The 18,477-nt window shown below is 64.2% G+C and carries 15 protein-coding genes and 1 pseudogene; 5 read left to right on the forward strand and 11 right to left on the reverse strand.

The features are described from left to right. Positions 1–21: 21 nt before the first annotated feature. From CR105_RS19375 to CR105_RS19390, 4 genes and pseudogenes are all read right to left on the reverse strand, one after another. Positions 22–878: pseudogene (locus CR105_RS19375) on the reverse strand (methyl-accepting chemotaxis protein); the annotation flags it as partial. An 88-nt stretch (positions 879–966) separates the two neighbouring features. Next, positions 967–2,370: an efflux transporter outer membrane subunit gene (locus CR105_RS19380; RefSeq protein ID WP_307189648.1), complete on the reverse strand. Its 1,404-nt coding sequence runs from the start codon at positions 2,368–2,370 to the stop codon at positions 967–969. After that, positions 2,367–5,525: an efflux RND transporter permease subunit gene (locus tag CR105_RS19385; protein WP_099791211.1), complete on the reverse strand. Its 3,159-nt coding sequence runs from the start codon at positions 5,523–5,525 to the stop codon at positions 2,367–2,369. The genes CR105_RS19380 and CR105_RS19385 overlap by 4 nt, the downstream gene beginning before the upstream one ends. Positions 5,526–5,546: 21 nt before the next feature. Further along, positions 5,547–6,755, reverse strand: a complete 1,209-nt coding sequence (locus CR105_RS19390) for an efflux RND transporter periplasmic adaptor subunit (RefSeq protein WP_099791213.1) — start codon at positions 6,753–6,755, stop codon at positions 5,547–5,549. A 131-nt stretch (positions 6,756–6,886) separates the two neighbouring features. On the opposite strand from CR105_RS19390, the gene CR105_RS19395 reads away from it, so the two are divergent. Then, the gene (locus CR105_RS19395; protein ID WP_229414016.1) at positions 6,887–7,510 is read left to right on the forward strand and encodes a TetR family transcriptional regulator; all 624 of its coding nucleotides are present in this window, start codon (positions 6,887–6,889) and stop codon (positions 7,508–7,510) included. A gap of 63 nt (positions 7,511–7,573) precedes the next feature. Here CR105_RS19395 and CR105_RS19400 read toward each other — a convergent pair whose 3' ends face one another. From CR105_RS19400 to tal, 3 genes are all read right to left on the reverse strand, one after another. Then, the gene (locus CR105_RS19400; RefSeq protein WP_099791215.1) at positions 7,574–8,155 is read right to left on the reverse strand and encodes a DUF4360 domain-containing protein; all 582 of its coding nucleotides are present in this window, start codon (positions 8,153–8,155) and stop codon (positions 7,574–7,576) included. A 58-nt stretch (positions 8,156–8,213) separates the two neighbouring features. Continuing rightward, the gene (locus tag CR105_RS19405; RefSeq protein WP_099791217.1) at positions 8,214–8,810 is read right to left on the reverse strand and encodes a DUF4360 domain-containing protein; all 597 of its coding nucleotides are present in this window, start codon (positions 8,808–8,810) and stop codon (positions 8,214–8,216) included. Between the two features lie 233 nt (positions 8,811–9,043). After that, positions 9,044–9,976, reverse strand: a complete 933-nt coding sequence (gene tal, locus CR105_RS19410) for a transaldolase (RefSeq protein WP_099791219.1) — start codon at positions 9,974–9,976, stop codon at positions 9,044–9,046. 210 nt (positions 9,977–10,186) lie between these two features. On the opposite strand from tal, the gene CR105_RS19415 reads away from it, so the two are divergent. Then, the gene (locus CR105_RS19415) at positions 10,187–10,588 is read left to right on the forward strand and encodes a hypothetical protein (RefSeq protein WP_099791221.1); all 402 of its coding nucleotides are present in this window, start codon (positions 10,187–10,189) and stop codon (positions 10,586–10,588) included. A gap of 167 nt (positions 10,589–10,755) precedes the next feature. Beyond that, positions 10,756–11,262 (forward strand): porin family protein, encoded by a 507-nt coding sequence (locus CR105_RS19420; RefSeq protein ID WP_099791223.1) that lies wholly within the window; start codon positions 10,756–10,758, stop codon positions 11,260–11,262. A gap of 69 nt (positions 11,263–11,331) precedes the next feature. On the opposite strand, the gene msrC is transcribed toward CR105_RS19420, so the two are convergent. The 4 genes from msrC to CR105_RS19440 all read right to left on the reverse strand — a co-directional run bounded on the left by msrC (position 11,332) and on the right by CR105_RS19440 (position 15,722). Further along, positions 11,332–11,832, reverse strand: coding sequence for a free L-methionine (R)-S-oxide reductase MsrC (gene msrC / locus CR105_RS19425; RefSeq protein WP_099791296.1), 501 nt, complete (start codon positions 11,830–11,832; stop codon positions 11,332–11,334). Positions 11,833–11,903: 71 nt separating this feature from the next. Further along, positions 11,904–13,865 (reverse strand): TRAP transporter large permease, encoded by a 1,962-nt coding sequence (locus tag CR105_RS19430; protein ID WP_099791225.1) that lies wholly within the window; start codon positions 13,863–13,865, stop codon positions 11,904–11,906. Beyond that, positions 13,862–14,488: a TRAP transporter small permease subunit gene (locus CR105_RS19435; protein WP_099791227.1), complete on the reverse strand. Its 627-nt coding sequence runs from the start codon at positions 14,486–14,488 to the stop codon at positions 13,862–13,864. Before CR105_RS19435 ends, CR105_RS19430 begins: the two co-directional genes overlap by 4 nt. A gap of 85 nt (positions 14,489–14,573) precedes the next feature. After that, on the reverse strand, positions 14,574–15,722 hold the full coding sequence (locus CR105_RS19440; protein WP_099791229.1) for a TRAP transporter substrate-binding protein: 1,149 nt from the start codon (positions 15,720–15,722) through the stop codon (positions 14,574–14,576). A 383-nt stretch (positions 15,723–16,105) separates the two neighbouring features. On the opposite strand from CR105_RS19440, the gene CR105_RS19445 reads away from it, so the two are divergent. Together CR105_RS19445 and CR105_RS19450 are read left to right on the forward strand one after the other, a co-directional pair. Next, positions 16,106–17,524, forward strand: a complete 1,419-nt coding sequence (locus tag CR105_RS19445) for an FAD-binding oxidoreductase (RefSeq protein ID WP_099791231.1) — start codon at positions 16,106–16,108, stop codon at positions 17,522–17,524. Next, positions 17,521–18,465, forward strand: coding sequence for a class I SAM-dependent methyltransferase (locus CR105_RS19450; RefSeq protein WP_131021806.1), 945 nt, complete (start codon positions 17,521–17,523; stop codon positions 18,463–18,465). Before CR105_RS19445 ends, CR105_RS19450 begins: the two co-directional genes overlap by 4 nt. Positions 18,466–18,477 lie beyond the last annotated feature (12 nt).

The raw sequence follows: 18,477 nt of genomic DNA on the forward strand, positions 1-18,477 counted from the left end.
CGGCGCAACCGCTGACGATTTTTAGGCGAGCTGCAGTTTCGGTTGCATCGCGGCGGCGTCGGGACGGCGGCGTCCGGCGGCCGGAGCGCTTGCCGGCTTGAAGCCGGCGGCGATGTTGGCCAGGCCCTGGGCCTGTTCCTCCAGGCTCGCCGCCGCTGCCGCCGCTTCTTCCACCAGCGCCGCGTTCTGCTGCGTCACCTGGTCCATCTGCGCGATCGCCTCGTTGACCTGGTCGATGCCGATGCGCTGCTCTTTGCCCGCCGACGTGATCTCGGACATGATGTCGTTGACGCGGGCGACGCTGTCGACCACGTCGCGCCGGCTTCCTGTACCAGCTTGGTGCCGATGTTGACCTGGCCGACCGAGTCGCCGATCAGGTCCTTGATTTCCTTGGCGGCGCTGGCCGAACGCTGCGCCAGCGAGCGCACTTCCGACGCCACCACCGCAAAGCCGCGCCCCTGTTCGCCGGCGCGCGCCGCTTCCACCGCCGCGTTCAGCGCGAGGATGTTGGTCTGGAATGCGATGCCGTCGATGACGCCGATGATGTCGACGATCTTGCGCGAGGAGGCGTCGATCAGGCCCATCGTGTCGACCACCTTGCCGACGATGGCGCCGCCCTTGGCGGCCACGCCCGACGCGGTCAGCGCCAGCTGGTTGGCCTGCTCGGCGTTGTCGGCGCTCTGCCGCACGGTCGACGTCAGTTCTTCCATCGACGCCGCGGTCTCTTCGAGCGAGCTGGCTTGCTGCTCGGTGCGCGCCGACAGGTCGAGGTTGCCGGCGACGATTTGATTGGACGCGGTGGCGATCGAGCGGGTGCCCGACTGCACTTCCGACACCACGTTGAACTGCGACTCGTTCATCGCCTTCAGTGCGCGCATCGGAAACTGGGGAAGTTGCCGTCCAGGACAGGATGGCGTAGGCACAGCGCCAGGCCGGACGCGCTGTCCGGCCTGGTTTTACCTCACCTCAGCGTGCCGGTTCGGTCCAGCCGCCGCCCAGCACGCGGTACAGCGTGACCTGGTTTTGCAGGCGCTGCAAATTGGCCTGCACCGACGCCTGCTGGGCGTTGAACAGCGAGCGCTGGGCGTCGAGCAGGTCGAGGTAGGACGACGCGCCGGAGCGGTAGCGCAGGTCCGACAGCTTGAAGCGCTCCGCTTCGGCCGCCGCCACCGAACGCTGGGCGCGCAGCTGTTCGGCGAAGGTGGCCTGGCCGGCCAGCGCATCCGACACTTCGCGAAACGCGACCTGGATGCTGCGCTCGTACTGGGCGACGGCGATGTCGCGGCCGGCGCGGGCGCTGCCCAGGGTGGCGACGTTGCGGCCATAGTCGAAGATCGGCAGCACCGCCTGCGGCGCGAAAGTCCAGCCAAACGAGCCGCCCTTGAACAGGCCCGAGAGTTCCGAACTGGCGCTGCCGGCGGTGCCGGTGAGCGAAATGCGCGGGAAGAAGTTGGCCCGCGCGGCGCCGATGTTGGCGTTGGCGCCGATCAGCTGCTGCTCGGCGGCGCGGATATCCGGGCGCACCGACAGCAGGTCCGACGGCAGCCCGGCCGGCAGCTCCGACAGCGCCGTTTGCGCCAGCGTGTTGCCGGCGGCGAGCGTGTCCGGCAGCGGCCCGCCGACCAGCAGCACCAGCAGGTTGGCGTCCTGTGCGCGCTGGCGCTGCTGCTGCGCCAGCACCACGCGCGCCGTGTCGACCAGCGACAGCGCCTGCTGCAAGTCGAGGTTCGAGACCACGCCGTTGTCGTACTTGAGCTGGGTCAGTTTCAGCGACTCTTCGCGCGCGCCTAGCGTCTGGCGCGTCAGGTCGAGCAGCTCGTCGTCGGCCAGCACCGCCAGGTAGGTGTTGGCGACCGACGCCACCAGGCTGATTTGCGTGCTCTTGCGCGCTTCCTCGGTGGCGAGGAACTGCGCCAGCGCCGCCTCGGACAGGTTGCGCACGCGGCCGAAGAAGTCCAGTTCGAACGCGCTGACGCCAAAGCCGGCGCTGTAGGTGCTGGTGGTGCTGTCGTTGGGGCCCGGCGCGCGGTTGCCGGAGATGGCAGCGGCGATCGTCGGCAACTGGTCGGCGCGGCGGATCTGGAACTGCGCGCGCGCCTGTTCGATATTCAGGATCGCCACGCGCAGGTCGCGGTTGTTGACCAGCGCCAGGTCGATCAACTGCTTGAGGCGCGCGTCGGCGAAGAAGCGCTGCCACTCGATCTGGGCGGCCGCTTCGTTCGAGACGCTGCTGGTGGCCATGGCGGGGAATGCCGCGGCCACCGGCGCCGCCGGCCGCTCATACTTGGGCGCCAGCGACATGCAGCCCGACAGCGCAAGCGCCATCGTCAGCATCAGCGGGGTGGTACGCAGGGTCATTTTTGTCATCATATTTTTTCCTCGATTGCTGGCGCGGTGTCGTCTTCATGCGCATATTTCTTGCGCTGACGATCGCTGCCCTTGAATAGATTACGTACCACCACGAAGAACACCGGCACGAAGACCAGGCCCAGTACGGTCGCGGTGACCATGCCGCCCATCACGCCGGTGCCGAGCGCGCGCTGGCCGGCCGAGCCGGCGCCGCTGGCGATCACCAGTGGCAGCACGCCGAGGATGAACGCCATCGACGTCATCAGGATCGGGCGGAAGCGCAGGTGGCAGGCGCGCAGCACCGCTTCCTTCAGCGGCACCCCCTGCGCCTGCAGATCCTTGGCGAACTCGATGATCAGCACCGCGTTCTTGGCGCCCAGGCCGATGATGGTGATCAGGCCGAGCTTGAAGTAGACATCGTTGGGCATGCCGCGCGCAGTGGCGGCCAGCAGCGCGCCGAGCACGCCGAGCGGCACCACCAGCAGCACCGCCACCGGGATCGTCCAGCTTTCGTACAGCGCGGCGAGCGCCAGGAACACCGCCAGCATCGCAAAGGCGAGCAGGATGAACACGGTCGAGCCGGACAGCTTTTCCTCGCGCGACTGGCCGGTCCACTCGAAACCGAAGCCGGCCGGCAGCTGCGCCGCCAGGCGTTCCATCTCGTCGAGCGCCTGGCCGGTACTGTAACCCGGCGCCGCGTCACCCGACAGGCGCATGGTCGAATAGCCGTTGTAGCGCACCGTCTGCATCGGGCCGGTCACCCAGCGGGTGGTGGCAAATGTCGACAGCGGCACCGGCTGGCCCTTGGCGTTCATCGCGTTCAGGCGCAGTAGGTCGTCCGGCTGCATGCGCGACGGCGCATCGGCCTGGACCACCACGCGCTGCAGGCGGCCGGCGTTCGGGAAGTCGTTGATGTAGGCCGAGCCGAGCGTCGTCGACAGCGCGGCGTTGATGGAGTCGAACGACACGCCCAGCGCGTTGGCCTTGTCGCGGTCGATGTCGAGCTGCACCTGCGGCGCGTCTTCGAGTCCCTCGGGACGCACGCCGGTGAGGATCTTGCTCTGGCTGGCCATGCCCATCATCTGGTTGCGCGCGGCGAGCAGCGCGTCGCGCCCGAGGCCACCGCGGTTCTGCAGGCGGAACGAGAAGCCGGTACCGCGTCCGAGTTCGGGAATCGGCGGCGGCGAGAGGGCGAACACGAACGAGTCGCGTTGGCGGCTCATCGCGCCGGTGATGCGGTTGGCGACGTCCTGCGCGCTCTGGCCGGGACCGGAGCGATCCTCCCAGTCTTTCAGCGGAATGAACGCGAGCGCCACGTTCTGGCCCTGGCCGGAAAAGTTGAAGCCGACCACGCCGACCATGTTGGCCACTTCCGGCTGCTTCATGATGAACGCTTCGGCGTCGGCCAGAACCTTGCTGGTGCGCTGGGTGGTGGCGCCGGCCGGCAGCTGGATGTTGGCGATGATGTAGCCCTGGTCTTCGTTCGGCAGGAACGACGACGGCATGCGCACGAACATCAGTGCGACGACGCCGATCACCAGCACGAACGACAGCAGTGCGCGGCCGGTGCGGCCCAGCGTGGCGGCGACAAAACCTTCGTAGTTCTTGGCCGTGCGCGTGAAGCCGCGGTTGAACCAGCCGAAGAAACCGGTCTTGGCGTGGCTGTGGCCTTTTTCGACAGGCTTGAGGAAGTGGGCGCACAGGGCGGGCGTGAGCGACAGCGCCATGAAGGCCGAGAAGAAGATCGCCGACACCATCACCGCCGAGAACTGGCGGTAGATGTTACCGACCGCGCCGGCGAAAAACGCCAGCGGCACGAACACCGACATCAGCACCACCGTCACGCCGATGATGGCGCCGGAAATCTGGCCCATCGCCTTGCGCGTCGCTTCCAGCGGCGGCAAGCCTTCTTCGCTCATGATGCGTTCGACGTTTTCGACCACGACGATGGCGTCATCGACGACGATACCGATCACCAGCACCATGCCGAACATGGTCAAGACGTTGATCGAAAAACCGAGCGCCAGCAGCGCGCCGAGCGAGCCGAGCAGCGCGACCGGCACGACGATGGTCGGGATGATGGTGTAGCGGAAGTTCTGCAGGAACAGGTACATCACGAGGAACACCAGCACGATGGCTTCGGCCAGCGTGACGACCACTTGCTTGATCGAGATGTCGACAAAGCGCGAGCTGTCGAACGGAATCGCGTATTTCACGCCAGGCGGGAAATACTTCGACAGTTCTTCCATGCGCTGCTTGACCAGCGTGGCCGTCTCGAGCGCGTTGCCCGACGACGACAGCTGGATGCCGATGCCGGTCGACGGCTTGCCGTTCAGGCGCGCCGCGGTGGCATAGCTCTGGCCGCCGATTTCGATGCGGGCGACGTCGCGCAGCCGCACGGTCGAGCCGTCCGGATTGGCGCGCAGCACGATGTTGCCGAACTGCTCGACCGAGCTGAGCTGGCCGGTGACGACGACGGTGGCCGAAATGGTCTGGCCGGCTTCAATCGGCAGGTCGCCGATCGAGCCGGACGCCACCTGCGCGTTCTGCGTGCGGATCGCCGCATTGACGTCGTTCGGCGACAGGCTGAACCCTTGCAGCTTGGCCGGATCGATCCAGATGCGCATCGCTTTTTCGGTGCCGAACAGCTGGGCCTGGCCGACGCCCTTGATGCGCTGGATTTCAGGCAGCACGGTGCGCGAGGCGTAGTCGCCCAGCGCGATCGGGTCCCATTTCGGGTCGTCCGACGACAGGATGGTAAACATCAGGAAGTTGGCGCGGGCCTGGTCGACCCGCACGCCCTGCTGCACCACCGCCTGCGGCAGACGCGGGGTGGCGCGGCCGAGGCGGTTCTGCACGTCGACCTGGGCCAGCTCCGGATTGGTGCCGGTCTCGAACGACAAGGTCAGCGAGCCGGTGCCGTTGGCCTGGCTGATCGACTCCATGTAGATCAGGCCGGGCGAGCCGTTCATTTCGCGTTCGATGACGCTGATGACGCTGTCTTCGAGCGTCTGGGCCGACGCGCCCGGATAGGCCGCGCTGACCACGATCGAAGGTGGCGCGACGGTAGGGTACTGGGCGACGGGCAACTGGGTAATTGCCACGCCGCCCACCACCATGATGAACAATGCGATCACCCATGCAAAAATCGGGCGGTCAATAAAAAAACGAGCCATGAAAGGGATTCCTGTAAATTATTAACGGCTGGCGGCAGGCGCGGCGGCCGGTGCGGCAGCGACCGCGGCCGCCGTGGCTGTCCATGGCACGGCCTTGACGGGGGCGCCCGGCACCATCATCTTCTGGAAGCCGTCGACGACCACCTGCTCACCTGGTTTGAGGCCTTCGAGGACGATCCAGTTCGCGCCTTGTTGCGAGCCGATCTTGATCGGGCGCGGCGCCGGCTTGCCGTCGGCGCCGACGACGATGACGGTGTCGCCCTGGGTGCCGCGCGTGACCGCCTGCTGCGGCACGACGATCGCCGCCGGCAGTTCGGCCTGCGACAGGCGCACCCGCACGTATTGGCCCGGCAACAGCAGGCCGTCCTGGTTGGCCACTTCGGCGCGCAAGGTGACCTGGCCCGAGGTCGGGTCCACCGTCACGTCGGAAAACAGCAGCTTGCCTTTGCGCGGCAGTTCGGTGCCGTCTTCCATCAGCACGGTGACCGGCAGAGCGCCGCCGAGCTTGCTGCCGGCATTCTTGCGCAGGCGCTGCAGTTCGGTGGCCGACTGGGTGATGTTCAGGTACACGGTGCTGGTTTGCTGGATCACCGCCAGCTGGGTCGCCTCGGTGGCGCTGACGAGCGCGCCTTCGGTGACCAGCGCGCGGCCGATGCGTCCGGCAATCGGCGCCTGCACGTTGGCGTAGCCGGTGTTGATCTGGGCGATTTGCAACGCCGCGCGCTGCGCGGCGACGTCCGCTTCGGCCGATTTCTGGGCGGCGACGATATTGACGTATTCCTGCTTGCTGACGGCGTTCGCCTCGACCAGCGGCTTGTAGCGCGCGGCCTGGGTGGCGGCCTGGTTCAGGTTCGCTTCGGCCTTGCCGACGTTGGCGCGGGCGCTGTTGAGAGCGGCCTGGTAGGGCGCCGGGTCGATCTGGAACAGCGTCTGGCCGGCCTTGACCTCGCTGCCTTCCGTAAAGGTGCGCTTGAGCACGACGCCGTTGACGCGGGCGCGGACCTGGGCCACGCGCACCGGCTCGACACGCGCCGGCAGCTCGGTCTGCAGCGCGACCGGCTCGAACTTGGTGACGATGACGCCGACCTCCGGCGGCGGCCGGGCGCCACCCGGGGCGCCGCCTGGTGCGGCGGCGTCTTTCGGGCCGCACGCGGTCAGCGCGGCCAGTGCGGCGAGGGTGCAGACGGCGATGCGCGTCATGGACAAGGTGGAGCGGTGGGCGTGGCGCATTCGGTGGGCATCCTTATGGGTTCGGCGGGCTGGGTGCAGGCTGAACTTCCCATACCGCCAGCTTTTGTTGAATTTGATATATACTATCACGACTGTATGTTTAATGTTTGCAGGGCCCAGAAAACGGAAGGATGGCGATGGCACGCAGGACCAAGGAAGATGCGTTGGCAACTCGCGACAGCATTTTGGATGCGGCGCAAAAGTTGTTTGTAAAACAGGGCGTGTCAGGTACGACCTTGCAGCATATCGCGACGGCGGCCGGCGTGACGCGCGGTGCAATCTACTGGCACTTCCTCGACAAGGGGGCCATGTTCAACGCCATGATGGAGCGCGTCAAGATGCCGCTCGAGTCGGCGATGCAGCTGCGCGACGAGGCCAACGCCGCCGACCCGCTCGAGGCGCTGCGCGAGAACACGATGTGTGTATTCCGCGTCACGGTGACGGATCCGAAAGCGCGCGCTGTTTTCGAGATCGCGACGTTGAAACTGGAATTTACCGATGCACTGAACGCGGTGCGCGAGCGCCGGCAGCAAAATCAGCAGGGGTGGATGGAGCGCGCGCAAGAGCGTATTCGCCAGGCCATGGCGAACGGTCAGGTCCGCAGCGACGTCGATCCTTACGCGGTGGCGCTGGGGTTATGGGCGATCATCGACGGCTTGCTGCGCGCGTGGCTGCTCGACCAGCAGGCGTTCGATCTCGTGGCGCTCGGCGCGCGGATCGTCGATACCCACCTGCAATCGATCCGCGCGGCGTAGCAAGGCCTGGGCCGCAGCAGGCGCAGACGAGCTAGCGCAACGCCAGCTGACCGCGCCTGCAGACTAGGTATCGCATTTTTTCAGATTCAGATGGTAGACCACTGCCGCGCCCGCACCATCGCTCGTGTCGAGCGATGCCATCGACTCGCCGCCGGCGGTGAGCGCCATGCCGATAGTCATGTCGAGCTTGGCGCCGGCGCCGCATCCGACCCGCTTCATCTGCCCCGCGCCGATGTTTTCAGAAAACACATAATCGCCGTCGTGTGCGCCCTTGACCTTGCGCCGGAACACGCGGCCCTGCGCATTGCCGTGCGGGCTGAGCGCATAGCGGACCTCGAGCGACGCTTGCTCGTTCGCCCCAAGCTTGGCAAAGCCGCGGTAGTCCACCTTGTACACACCGAGCGACATATTGGCCGGAAGCGTCAGCGGATGCTCAATTCGACACAGCGTGCTCACGGTGGCGACGGCGGCCGATGCGGCGCCGGCGCCGTTGAGGTGAAACTTGTCGAACAAGATGCTGAGGGTGGCATGATCGGGGGAGACGACCACCGAATAACTTCCCGGCGGGCAACCATCCTGCGCTGCCTGCGCCGGTAGCGCAAATACTGCGCCGCATGCCAGCAACATCGCTATGTTCGACGTCATGGTGATCCTCCTCGTCGTGAATGTGGCCCCCGAGGGGGCCAACCGGATCGGCAGCCGATTAGCTGCCGCACTTGCGCCATTGCAGCTGATAAATGATGCCGGCGTTGACGTCCTGAGAATCGATCGAGGAGACCGCTTCTTTATTGGCAGAGGTCTGCACCTTCATGCTCGAATTGGTCCGCAGGTTGACGTCGGCGCCGCATCCGGACCAGACCATCGACTCGGCGACCAATTCGTTGTTGATCAGGTAGTCCTCGTCGAGCACGCCGCGGAAGCTGCGGGTAAATGCGGGGCCCCTGGTGCCGGCGAAGAAGTATTCGACATTGAACTGCGACGACGCCATTGCCGGCAGCCGGTTAAAGCCGCGGTAGTCGATCTTCATCACCGCAACGCTCATCCCTTGCGGCACGTGCACGGGGATGGCGATGTTGCAGCTCTTGCGATCGAAGCTCTTGCCGGTGGTGCCACCGACGGCGACCTGGTACTGATCGAACAGCAGGCTTAGGGATTTAGCGTCAGGGCTAAGGGTGGCCGACACGGATCCTGAAGGGCAACCGGTGCCGCCGTAACCGGGCGTGCCAAGAGAAATGTCATTCGCCGCGAACGCCGGGGCGGAAAGGATGAGGGCTGAGAATACGAAAACACCTGATTTCATGGAAATCTCCTTGAGAGGATGAACTGCGGAAGGCTATCGCGCCTGGCTTCAACTGCGGTTGAGCCGAGTGCGTGGAAGAACAATAGCCGCCGAGACATATCTCAGGTGTATTTCGTGTGTGTCATCTGTAAGCTTTAGTAAATACATCCGTGCTGCAGACGACGCCAGACTGCCGCACGCGCCGTATCGCCATGCATGCACGCCGGCGTTGCCAGCTGCACGTGACGCTCGCGCTAGCGCATGCCGGCGATGATTTGCTTCAGTTTGCCGGAATCGGCGCAGAACGCGCGGATGCCTTCGGCCAGCTTTTCGGTCGCCATCGCGTCTTCATTCATCATGAAGCGGAACGTCTTCTCGTCGATCGACACTTTCTCGACGACGGCGCCGGCGGCGTCGTTGGCCAGCTTGCGCTCGACCGGCGCTTCGGTGTCGGCCATCTGCTGCAGCAGGTCCGGCGAAATGGTCAGCAAGTCGCAGCCGGCCAGTTCGAGGATCTGCGACGTGTTGCGAAAGCTCGCACCCATCACCTCGGTCTTGTAGCCGAACTTGCGGTAGTAGTTATAGATGCGCTTGACCGACTGCACGCCCGGATCGTCCGCACCGGTGTACTCGATGCCGGTCGATTTCTTGTACCAGTCGTAGATGCGGCCGACGAACGGCGAGATCAGCTGGGCGCCCGCTTCGGCGCAGGCGATCGCCTGCGGCAGCGCGAACAGCAACGTCATGTTGCAGCGGATGCCGTCGCGTTCGAGGATTTCGGCGGCGCGGATGCCTTCCCACGTCGAAGCAATCTTGATCAGCACGCGCTCGCGCCCGATGCCGGCTGCCTCGTACAGCGCGATCAGCTCGCGGCCCTTGGCCACGTTCGCTTCGGTATCGAACGACAGGCGCGCATCGATCTCGGTGGAAACGCGGCCCGGAATGATCTTCAGGATCTCGACGCCGAAAGCGATCAGCACACGGTCGATCACGTCGCCGGTCGACAGGTCGGGAAAGTCGCGCACCGCCTGTTCCAGCAACGGCCGGTACTCGGGCTTTTGCACTGCCTTCAGGATCAGCGATGGGTTGGTGGTCGCGTCGCGCGGGGTGTACGCCTTGATCGACTGGAAGTCGCCCGTATCGGCGACGACGGTGGTGAATTGCTTGAGCTGTTCGAGTTGATTCATGGTGGTCCACGCTGGTGTAGGAAGTCGAGGCCGTATTGTACCAAGCAGGGGCCGGGCGCATGTCGCAAGCGATCGGCCAGCGCGATAAGTTGCCCGTTTGCAAACGCGCGCTGCCGACGAGTTGCCGACGCTACACTGGGCTCGGCTTGTTAATACCAACCAATTTTCTCCCAGGCTATTTCGTTCCACCAACCTCTTCAGGAGATCCACATGTTCGCAAATAAAGCAATCAAGTCTATCCTCGGCGTTTCCGCCACCGTCGTCCTGCTCGGTGCGTTTTCCGCCCAGGCGCAGAAAGCGGCGCCGGTCACCGGCGAAGCGAATGACCACACCTCGGCCGGCGCCGAGAAGCGTCCCGACGGCAAGGTCAAGCCGATGAACCATGGGAACGAAGGCGGCGCGCTCAAGGCGCCAAAAGTGGGCGAGGCGAACGACCACACGTCGCCAAACGCCGCCCAGACGGGCACGCCGAAAGCCAAGCCGATGGGCGAGAAGGCGAAAAGCGCCAAGGTCAAGCCCCCGGTCACCGGTGAGTCGAATGATCACTCGTCGGCCGGCGGCACGACCGAGGCGGGCAAGGCAGCCAAGGCGGCCAAGGCGGCGAGCATGTAAGTTTGCTTGCGCAGCAACGAAAAAGCCCCTGACGACAGGGGCTTTTTTTTTAGCTTTCACGAATAGCGGCACTCAGTTGCGTTACGGCAAATTGTGCAATAATGCGGCCCGCCGGACGATGGTTGCCATCGGCCGGCCTCAATTTGATTTTCTAAAGGGCTTCACCAATGTTTAAAAAGATCGCTTTCGCCGCTGCACTGGCCATCCTGTCGACTTCGTCGTTCGCCGCAGAGAACCCATCGATCTACGCCGGCGTCGACGTCGGTTCGACCAAGGTCGATGGTTTTTCGGATCGCGAGACCAGCTTCGGCGGTTTCATCGGCTATCAGTTCCACCAGAACATGGCAGTCGAACTGGGCTACCGCAGCCTGGCTGACTTCGACACCGTCGTTGCCGGCTCCAAGGTCGGCGTCAAGCTGAACCAGAGCGCTGTCTCGTTCATCGGCACGCTGCCACTGTCGAGCGGCTTCAACGTGTTCGGCCGCCTCGGCTACAACCACATCGAAGCCAAAGGCAGCGTCTCCGGTTTCAGCGCCAGCGAGTCGGACAACGGCGCGCTGTACGGCGTCGGCGTCGGCTACGCGTTCAACGCCAAGGTCTCCGCACGCGTTGAAATCCAGAAGCCAAGCAGCGATGCGAGCAACGTCAGCATCGGCGTTTCGTACAAGTTCTAAGACGACCGTGATGTAAAAAAGCCCGCTTCGGCGGGCTTTTTCGTTGAAGCTACATCATGCTGATCCCGGCTAGTTAAAATCAGTGGCCGCCATCAACGCCGCTACCAGCGCCTCCAATCCCGCCTGGTCTTCCTCGCTGAACCGGTTCAGCGTCGGGCTGTCGATGTCGAACACGCCCAGCACCACGCCATCTTTGATCAGCGGAATCACGATCTCGGCATTCGACGCCGAGTCGCACGCAATGTGGCCCGGGAACGCATGCACGTCCGGCACCAGCATCGTGCGCCGCTCTGCCGCCGCCGCCCCGCACACGCCGCGCCCGAACGGGATCCGCGCGCACGCCACCTTGCCCTGGAACGGGCCGACCAGCAACTCCTGGCCGTCACCGTTTTTCGCCGGACGCGTCAAATAAAACCCAGCCCAGTTCAGTTCGCCGATGGTGTCGTAGATAAAGGCCGAGAATTGCGAAGCGTTGGCCATGAGGTCGCGCTCGCCTTCGAGGATACTGTCGACCTGGCGCACCAACATGGCGTAGTCGGGCTTGGTGCTGGCGGCGGGAGTGATGTGCATGGTCGTCAAAAATTGGCTGGTTGAAACAGCTATTTTATCTGATCGCGCCGTCATCCCGCACGCCTGCCGCGTCATTTGTAAAGAACCTCCGGCAGCCACAGACCGATTGCCGGGAACATGTACAGCAGCACAATGCCGACGACCTGGATCGCCATGAACGGCAACATGCCCAGGAAGATCTGATTGAGCGTGACATGCGGCGGCGCCACGCCCTTGAGGTAGAACGCGGACATCGCCACCGGCGGCGACAGGAACGCCGTTTGCAGGTTCATCGCCACCAGCAGGCCGAAAAATAGCGGGTCGATATTAAAATGCGGCAGCAGCGGAACGAAGATCGGCATGAAGATGACGATAATTTCGGTCCACTCCAGCGGCCAGCCGAGCAGGAAGATGATGACCTGTGCCAGGATCATGAACTGCACCGGCGTCAGGTCCATCCCCAGGACCCATCCATTAATCAGTTCTTGCCCGCCCAGCAGGGCGAACGCGGCTGAAAAAATGCTCGAGCCGACGAACAGCCAGCACACCATCGCGGTCGTCTTTGCGGTCAGGTGCGCCGATTCCTTCAACATGCCGTAGTTGAAACGCCGATAGGCGATGGCCAGGATAATCCCGCCGAGCGCCCCCATCGCCGCCGCTTCGGTCGGCGTGGCCAGGCCAAATACGATGCTGCCGAGGACGGCCAGGATCATGAATGCCAGCGGAAACAGTGAGCCCATCAGCATCTTGAAAATCTCCAGCCTGGCAAAGGTGAAGAACAGGTAGAACACCGCCATGGCCGCGAGGCCAATTCCCAGCGTGATCCAATAGCTGGTCGGCGCCGCCGTTGCTGGCTGGGCCGTTGTTGTTGCGGTAGCGGCGGCCGGCGCCGGCGGGGCGGTAGCAGCCGGGGCCGGCGGTTCGGCCGGCTGGCCTTCCACCGGCGGCTCGGCCAGCTGACCTTCCACGGGCGGTTCGGCCAGCTGTCCTTCGACCGGCGGTTCCGCCAACTGGCCCTCGGCCGGCGGCTCGGCGAGACCGCCCTGGTCGCCGCCGAGCGTCGCTTCCGTTCCCATTTCAACCATCTCGGTGGGCGCCGGGGCCGGCGCCGTCACAGCGCGATAACCAATCCCCATAACAACGGCGAACGCCAGCGCCGGAAGCAGGGCGATGAACAGTTGCGACAGCAAGGTCCGGTTTGGCGCGCCGGCAATACGTGGCGCCGTCAGTGCGCGCGCCAGTCGCGCGACCGCCGTGGTGCTGCTCGACGCGGGTAGCGCGTGCACGAAGGTCGGCAATTCGACCCGGCGTTCCTCGGCCGACAAGGGAGGCGCCGCACTCGGCTTGAATTTGGCCACCAGCAGCACATAAATGACGTACATGCCGGCCAACATGATGCCGGGAAAAAGCGCGCCAGCATACAGTTTAACGACCGAAACGCCGGCAGTGGCGCCATATACGATTAGCAGCACCGAAGGCGGGATCAGGATGCCCAGACAGCCGCCGGCCGTGATGGCGCCAGCCGACAACTGGGTGCTGTAGCCAGCCTTGAGCATCGCCGGCAGCGCGAGCAGGCCCATCAGGGTAACGACGGCGCCGACGATGCCGGTGGCGGTGGCAAAAATGGCGCAGGTGATGATGGTGGCCACCGCCAGCGAGCCGGGCACGCGGGCCATGGCGATGTGCAGGCTTTTGAACAGCCGCTCGATCAGGTTGGCGCGTTCGACCAGGTAGCCCATGAAGATGAATAGCGGGATTGAGATCAGCACGTCGTTGGCCATCACCGAATAGGCGCGCTGGACCATCAGGTCGAGCGTCATCTGCACGGCCTGCCCAGGGTCGCGGCTGTGGAACGCATACCAGGCAAACATCACCCCCATGCCCATCAGCGTGAACGCGGTGGGAAAACCGAGCATGATGGCGACCACCACCAGGCCGAGCATCAACAGGCCGACGTGGCCGCTTGTCATCTCGGCCGGCGCCGGCAGGAACACGAACATGGTGATCACGATGGCTACCAGGATGGACAAGCCGAACCAGATTTCTTTTCTCATCGCGGTGCTCCCGATGCGCCGCCGGCCGGACCGGCGGCATTGGCAATATCGGCATCGGTCACGTGGACCATCTCCTTGAGCTTGTCGACGTCGACTTCCTCGACGTCGCGCTCGCGCACCGGCCAGGTGCCCGTGCGCAGGCAAATAATGCAGCGGGCGACCTCGACCAGGCCTTGCAACAGCAGCAAGACCCCCGATATCGGAATCACCATCTTGAATGGATACAGCGGCGGCCCGTTGGCGGTGAGGGTCGAGTGTTCGTTAATTGCAAGCGACTCGGCGGCATAGGTGTAGCCGGCCCAGACCAGCGCCACCACGCCGGGAATGAAAAAAACGAAATACAGCAGCAAGTCCAGCCCCGCTTGCAGGCGCGGCGGGAAAAAACTGTACAGGACGTCGCCGCGTACGTGGCCGTTCTTGGCCAGGGTGTAAGCGCCGGCCATCATGAATGCGGCGCCGTACATCATGATCATCAGGTCGAAGGCCCACGGATTCGGATTGTTAAAGGCGTAGCGCGAAAACACTTCCCAGCTGATCAGGAAGGTGAGGGCGACGATCAGCCAGGAAAATGCCTGGCCCACCCAACTGCTGAGCCTGTCGACAAAGAATAAAACGTTCTGCATTGAGTTGCTCCTCGTGCCCGAGCCGCGCACGAGCGCACCTCCGGCGTCGCCGGAGGGTGCGTTCGTGACGCCCAGGACGGCGCTGTTACGCCTTCTTCGGCGCCGTTTTGCGGGCGAAGTAGTGGTTGTAGGCCATGCGGCGTGGATTGTTGGTATCCATGTCCCACTTCATGGCGCGCTCGGCAAAGTCGCGCTGCGACTTTTCCACTTCGCGAAACAGCGGATTGTCGGCGCCTTTCTTGGCCACCACCGTGTCCCAGACCGCCAGTTGCTGCTGCAGCAGCACGTCCGGCGTCTTGTAGAACTTCACGCCGTGCTTGGACTGCAATTCCTGGTAATCCTGGGAGTAGCGGTTGATTGCCTTCCACGACATGTCGGCCGATGCGGCTTCGACGGCGTTGTCGATGATCGCCTTCATTTTCGGCGGCAACGCGTTGAACTTGGTCTTGTTGAAGGTGATTTCAAACTGTTCCGAGCTTTGATGGAAGCTTTGCAGCATGCACACCTTCGACACGTCCGGGAAGCCGAGCAGGCGGTCGGAGGAGGCGTTGTTGAACTCGGCGCCATCGAGCAGGCCGCGGTCCATTGCCGGCACGATCTCGCCGCCCGGCAAGGCATTGACTGCCGCGCCCATGGCGGTAAACAGGTCGATCGCCAGGCCGTTGGTGCGGAACTTCATGCCTTTCAAGTCTTCCTGCTTGGTGATCGGTTTCTTGAACCAGCCCAGCGGCTGGGTCGGCATCGGCCCGGTGAGGTAGGACACTACGTTGGCGCCGATCGAGTTGTACAGTTTGACGAGCAGTTCCTTGCCGCCGCCGTACTTGTGCCAGGCCAGTACCATGTTGGCGTCCATGCCGAATGCGGGGCCCGAGGTCCACAAGGCGATCGCCGCCTGCTTGCCGTAGTTGTAGCCCATCACGCCGTGGCCGCCGTCGAGGGTGCCCTTGGACACCGCGTCGAGCAGGCCGAAGGCAGGCACGACGGCGCCGGCCGGCAGCACTTCAATTTTCAGCTCGCCACCGGTCATGTCGTTGACCTTCTTGGCAAAATCGAGCGCATATTCGTGAAAGATATCCTTGCTCGGCCAGGTGCTCTGGAAGCGGAACTGGGTTGGCGTCTGGGCCGTTGCGATCATCGGCACGGCAAGCGCGGCGCCTGCGGTACCTGCCGCTGCACGACCGAGAAATTTGCGACGGCTGGCTGCCGCCTGTTTTGGTGGGGTATCGCTGTTCATCGTGAGTCTCCTGATTCTAGTTATGTTCTAGTAATAGTTTGACAATACCGACAAAATCCATATGCTGATTTCAAGCACCTCCATTCTGTTAAATATTTGATACGCATGCAAGCGTGTGCTTGCTTCCTTACATGAAACTTACATGGCGCAGTGCGCTCACAAGAATAGCGCGTAGACGCTCTGGGTCGTGCACGGGGCGACCTTGTCGTTTCACCACGCGCAACCTTGAGACCCCCGGGGTCAGTGCCGGCAATCGTACACGGCCTCATCTTCGTTTCGCCAGGCGCGACCTAGAGTGGCATCCAGCAGTACCTGTGCGGAATCGATAGGCGGAAACCGTGTTCCCCACAATACTGCGGTCATTCCCTCAATAAGGATGACCCATGAACCGCTCCTCCGAATTGCTGGTCAACGATGTGCATTCCCTGCAGAACGCCACCCGTGTCGCCGACATGGTCTTCCCGCGCAGCGTGGCCGAGATTCAGGCCGCAATTGCCGACGCTGCGGCCCGCGGCCTGCCGCTCGCTATCTGTGGCGGCCGCCATGCGATGGGCGGGCAGCAGTTCGGCGAAGGCGCGCTGCTGCTCGACATGCGCGGCATGGACCGCATCATCGCCTTTGACGATATCGAAGGCCTCATCGAAGTCGAAGCCGGCATCGAGTGGCCCGCGTTGATCGACTACCTTGAAGCTGCGCCCCAGCGCGGGCCACGCTGGAGCATTCGGCAAAAGCAGACCGGCGCCGATACGCTTAGCCTGGGCGGCTGCCTGTCGTCCAATGTGCACGGTCGCGGCCTGACGATGCAGCCCTTCATCGCCGATGTGGAAGCGTTCACGCTGATCGATGCCGACGGCATCGTGCACCTGTGCAGCCGCGCGTGCAACCGCAGCTTGTTCGGCCTGGCGATTGGCGGCTACGGCATGTTCGGCGTGATCGCCAGCGTTACGTTGCGCCTGGCGCCGCGCCGCAAGATGCGGCGTGACGTCACCCTGCTCGGGATCGACGAACTTCTGCCTGCGTTCGACCAGCGCATCGCTGCCGGTTACGCGTATGGCGACTTCCAGTTCGCGATCGATCCTGACAGCGCCGACTTCCTGCAGCGTGGCGTTTTCTCATGCTATGTCCCGGTAGACGATGCGACGCCGATCGGCGACGACGACAAGCAGCTGTCGGAAAATGACTGGCGCCGCTTGCTGTGCCTCGCCCATACCGCCAAGACCGCCGCGTTCGAGTGCTATGCAGCGCATTACCTCGCCACCGACGGCCAGGTCTACTGGAGCGACCGCCTGCAGCAGAGCACCTACCTCGCAGGCTACCACCACGAAATCGATGGCGTGCTTGGCTACTGCGGCGCCGAGATGATCGGCGAAATCTATGTGCCGCGCGCCAGCCTGGCCGGCTTCATGCGCGAAGCGGCTGCCGATTTCCGCAAGCACGCGGTGGACCTGATCTACGGGACGATCCGCCTGATCGAGCGCGATGGCGAGAGCTTTCTGCCGTGGGCAAAACAGGACTACGCCTGCGTCATCTTCAACCTGCACACCGCGCTCACGCCCGATGGCATCGAAGCGACCGCGCGTGCGTTCCGCCGATTGATCGACATGGCCATCGCGCGTAACGGCAGCTACTACCTGACCTATTCGAAGGCGGCCAGCGCCCGTCAGGTCAGGGCCTGCCACCCCAACTTCGACCGATTCCTCGACGCCAAGCGCCGCCTCGATCCGCAGCAGCGCTTCCAGAGCAACTGGTACCGCCACTACCGCGACCTGCTGGCCGCCGCGCCGGCGGAGCTGGCCGCGTGAAAGCGGGCAGTCCTAGCAATACGGCGTTGATTGTGGCCGCCGGCCTGCAACTGGTGCGGCCCGTCGCTGCGGTCGCCGCCTTGCTGCCCGGCGAAGCGATCCGCCGCGGCGAAGCATTACTGCGCGGCGCGCATCCACGCATGGCCGGGTTGCTGCGCAGGGCATGGTTCCGCGCGCTGTGCCTCACGCTCGAACGCGCGACCTTGCGCGGAATATGCCTGCACTTTGCGCTGCGCAAGCGTGCCATGCGCGACCATGCCGAGGCGTCGATCGTCGCTGGCAGCAGCCAGGTCGTGGTGCTCGGCGCGGGCCTCGACACGCTATGCCTGGAACTGCAGGCCGCGTACCCGCCGCTTTGCTGCATCGAGATTGACCACCCGGCGACGCAGCACGTAAAGCTTCGGGCGGCTGGCGCTGATGGACGCCGCATCCATTTCATCGGCGCCGACCTGGCACAGCGCTCGCTGGGCGAGGTGCTGGCTGCTTGCCCAGCCTTCCGGCGTGACGCACCGACCTTGTTTGTGGCCGAAGGCTTGCTGATGTATATGCCTCTTGCCGCGGTGGCTGCCTTGTTTGCGCAAATGGCGGCGGCCGCGCCCGACAGCCGCGTGGCCTTTACGTGGATGGAACCTCAGGCGGATGGGCGTCCCAATTTCAGCCGGCCTAGCCGGCTGGTCGATTTCTGGCTCAAGCTGCGAGGCGAGCCGATGTTATCAAGCATGCCGCGCGCGGGTTTGGCTCGCTTTCTCCGCGACGCCGGTTTCGCCATGGAAGGCGCGCATGAAAGCGTCGAGCTCCTTGGCCAGGCACAGCGCCAGGCGCTTGGGCCGGAAGGGGTGCCAATCGCCGGAGAATATATCTGCTTCGCCCGCGCTGCACCGCAAGCAAATGGTCGCGGCGGCCATGCAGCTATACTGCGCACACCAGTGCCGCTGTTTTGATCAGGGAGCCGC

Origin of the sequence: Massilia eurypsychrophila, from assembly GCF_002760655.1 — a bacterium.
GTDB lineage: Bacteria > Pseudomonadota > Gammaproteobacteria > Burkholderiales > Burkholderiaceae_D > JAFCUW01.